Raw genomic sequence first — 3,780 nt, 5'->3', positions numbered from 1 at the left:
TGTCTTCTTTGATTCTAAATTTATTATGTTCATTATTTATTTGTTAATAAGTTCTAGAAATATCTCGATTTAATAAAATAGTTTGACTGATTTCACTTTAATTATGCTTGCTTAGAAATAAAGTATATTTACAGAAAATTAATAGTATGGTTACATTAGGCATATTTTTATAATGAAAAAAATCTTATTCCATATTGGGGTTGGGTTGGGGATATAAAGGAATGATGATGAATAAAAAACAGCTTGTATCAAAGTTGTCGGTAATTACTGTATCAATTTTATTAGCAAGTTGTGGTGGGGGAGATGGTTACTATGGTTCAAATAATAGTAATAACTCAGGCGGTGAAAATGGCCAAAATCCTGTAACTACAATTAATATAGCAGATATTGTACTGTATGATGCTAATGATACAGTTGTGACCTCTATTACAGCAGCTGGTGTTACTGCTAAAGTTAAAGTGACAGATGCTTCAGGAAAGGGGGTAAGTAGCGCGATTGTTACATTTAGCGGTGGTGGTGTTGTCTTTGGTACCAGTAATGGTGCTGTTCTTACCAATGCAGATGGTGAAGCGAGTATTTCAATCAAACCTCAAGATTTGAATGCTACAGGTGCATATCAAATTACTGCTACGGTTAGTCATAATGGTTTGTCAGCAACCACCAAACCTTATAATTTTGCTTTACAAGCAAGTAATATTGTTTTAGTTGGAATGATGGCTGCAAATGGATTATTAGAATCTGGCGCTTCAACTAATATTACTTTAAAGACTCAAGATGCGATTACAAAAGTTAATCAAAATAATGTCACTGTAAATTTCAATGCGACATGTGGTACGTTCGAGCCTGCGACAATTGTATCCTCAAATCAGGGAGATGTGACAACTTCTTATAAGTCAATTGATGCTGCTGGTAAACTATGTGAGGGTGAGCAAACAATTACAGCAAGTGGTTCGAATATTCCCGAGTCTAAAGTTAAAATTAATATTGCTGCTATTGAGGCAAACTCAATTGTATATACATCTGAAGCAGTGAGTTTAGGCATCAACAGCAGTGGTTCAGCTTCATCTGGTCAAGTTGAATTTACTCTTTATTCGAATGGTGTGCCTGCTGCAAATAAGGATGTTCAGATCGAGTTATTACGTGCTCCTGAAGACTTAAGTTTTATATCTTTAGGAAATCAGAATATTAAGACAGTGAAAAGTGATCCAAATGGTAAAGTAGTTGTCACTTTGTATCCAGGTGATAAGCCTGGGCCTGTGGAAATAAAGGCTACATTAGTCTCTAATTTAAATGTATTTGCATTATCTAAAAATGTTGCTGTATCAACAGGGCGTGCAACTCAAGACGGTTTTAGCTTATCAGTAAGTAAAAATGCTTTACAGAATAGAATTGATGGTGATAGTGCAACGATCAATGTGATGTTAAGAGACCGTAATGGTAACCCTGTACCAAATGGAACAGTTGTTAGCTTTGTAAGTGAGGGTGGGGTTGTCACACCTAATTGTTCTACAGCTGATGGGCGTTGTTCGGTAACTCTATCAGTACAAGACCCTCGCCCTTTAGATAATCGCGTAACGGTATTGGCATATGTCGAAGGTGATAAATCTTATATCGATAAAAATGGTGATAATTTATATACTGCTGGCGTAGATGCGTTGACAGATATATTGGGTAACAATACAAATATTGGTGACTTTTTCAGAGATGATAATGAAGATGAAGTCTATAATTCAAATAATGGCGAGTTTGTTTATAGACGTAATGCTGGAACAGAAGCCTGTGCACCATCAACTATTGCTCAACCAAACATTGCAAATACATGTAGTAAAAATTTAGATGCTATCCTTCGCCAACAATTATTGTTTGCATTCGCTGAAAATACAGCGATCTTTACCAATGTAAATGCTAGCGGTAATTTGTTATCTTTTAATCTATATGGAAATAGCGCACAAAGTGTTCCTATGCCTACAGGTTCAACTGTGAATGTAACTGCTGAAGATAATACCAAAAACAATGATTTGTCTTGTGTGGCAGAGTTTGTTCAAGGTAGTTCACCGGTCGCAAATGTATTTAATCTCTTAACACCGACAACATTTAAGAACAGTACGCAGACATTGTATGGCTATCGCCTAAAAGAATGTGCAGTGGGTGATACTTTTAAAGTTGCGGTAACCTCTCCAGATGGTAAGGTTTCAACTATTTTTGTTAATTATCAATAAAAATTTAGATTTATTATAAAAAACAGTGCTACGGCACTGTTTTTTATATATCAACTACCGATTAATCATCCAGTAAATCCATCTGTTTGGCTAACTGATATAAATTATTCGAACGGTTGCCAGTACGACAGAACATAAGGATTGGTTTTGGCAATTCATTATAGTGGTTTGCAAATGTGCGGACATCGAGTTCAGTAATTTGTCCAGCAACAACCGGCTGATAAACATAATCTAGACCAGCCCCACGAGCAGATTCTTCAATTTGAGCACTTGTTGGTTGTTCTGAACCACCTTCCATGTCTGGGCGGTTATTAATAATAGATTTAAAGCCTTTTTCTACAACTTGTTCTACATGTTCTGGACCAATTTGACCTGCAAAACCAACATTCTCTGACATCTTGTCACTCCAAAAATAAACAAAACATTTTATGCTCTATCATAGCATTAAGCTTAATCTTGAGTTTAAATGTCTATAGTAAATAAACGATGATAAGCAAAAAGATAACGCAACGGAGCGCGCATGCAAACCTATACAGTCGAGCCTTTGTATGTTCCTAGTGGTGATGAAACGATTGCTGCTGACTTTTACCTTCCGAAAACGACTATAAAGCCAGCTGTAATAGTTATGGCTCATGGATTTGCTGGATTGCGTCAGTTTAAGCTCATTCAATATGCACAAAGGTTTGCTCATGCGGGTTATGCTGTGATCTTATTCGATTATCGTTATTGGGGGGGGAGCACTGGTAAACCACGCGAACTAGTGTCTTTAAGCTCTCAATTAGATGATTGGAAAACAATTGTCCAGTATGCATCAAATTGTAAATTAATCGATAGTCGGCGTATTATTCTTTGGGGAACCTCATTGAGTGGTGGCTATGCATTGAGCCTAGCTACCGACTTAAAGAATATTCAGGCGGTCATGGTTCAAGTGCCATATGTAGATGGTGCTGAAACTGCAAAGTTATACCCCTTGCAACGCTACCCTGAAGCTTTGAAACGTTCAAGTCAGGATTATATGGGGTCTAAAATGGGATTAGTGCCTAAAACTCTTCCTGTTGTCGATCAGTATAAACTCTGTTTTTTACCTACATCGGATAGCTATTATGGTTATCATTCTATTGTAAATCCTGATTATTATTGGAGTGGGGAAGTCCCTGCACGTGTTTTCTTTAATTTAATGCGTTATCGTCCGATTCAATTTGTTAGAAAAATTAATATTCCAGTCTTATTTATTGCTGCAAAACAAGACTCTTTGATTCCTATTGCTTCAAGTCGAGAGGCAGCTACAAATATTGCTCCTTTTGTGAGCTATCATGAGTGGGATATGAAGCATTTCGATATTTATCATGGGACTTGGTTTGAAAAAGCAGTCACAACCCAATTAGAATTTTTACATCAACATATAGGAGTGATGTAAATGATTATTGTCTGTACATCATGTGGTGCAAAAAATCGTGTGCCAGAAGAAAAACTTGCCGTAAATCCTAATTGTGGGCAATGTCATCAACCGCTATTGCCACATGAACCGATTGAATTAAACGAGCAAAATTTTAGTCATTTT

3 protein-coding genes and 1 pseudogene are annotated in these 3,780 nt (G+C 36.5%); 3 read left to right on the top strand and 1 reads right to left on the bottom strand.

The features are described 5' to 3' along the window. Positions 1-227 precede the first annotated feature (227 nt). A complete protein-coding gene (locus B4237_RS15090; protein ID WP_278596331.1) occupies positions 228-2,219 on the top strand; it encodes a hypothetical protein in 1,992 nt (663 codons plus the stop codon). Positions 2,220-2,280: 61 nt separating this feature from the next. On the opposite strand, the gene B4237_RS15085 is transcribed toward B4237_RS15090, so the two are convergent. After that, positions 2,281-2,616, bottom strand: coding sequence for a TIGR01244 family sulfur transferase (locus B4237_RS15085; RefSeq protein WP_004881589.1), 336 nt, complete (start codon positions 2,614-2,616; stop codon positions 2,281-2,283). Between the two features lie 123 nt (positions 2,617-2,739). Between B4237_RS15085 and B4237_RS15080 the strand changes: the two genes are divergently transcribed. Then, positions 2,740-3,636, top strand: coding sequence for an alpha/beta hydrolase (locus B4237_RS15080; protein ID WP_023013561.1), 897 nt, complete (start codon positions 2,740-2,742; stop codon positions 3,634-3,636). Beyond that, positions 3,637-3,780: pseudogene (locus B4237_RS15075) on the top strand (thioredoxin TrxC); the annotation flags it as partial.

This window comes from Acinetobacter sp. UBA6526, from assembly GCF_002434875.1.
Lineage (GTDB): Bacteria > Pseudomonadota > Gammaproteobacteria > Pseudomonadales > Moraxellaceae > Acinetobacter > Acinetobacter venetianus.
This window is presented reverse-complemented; position numbering and strand designations above follow the sequence as displayed.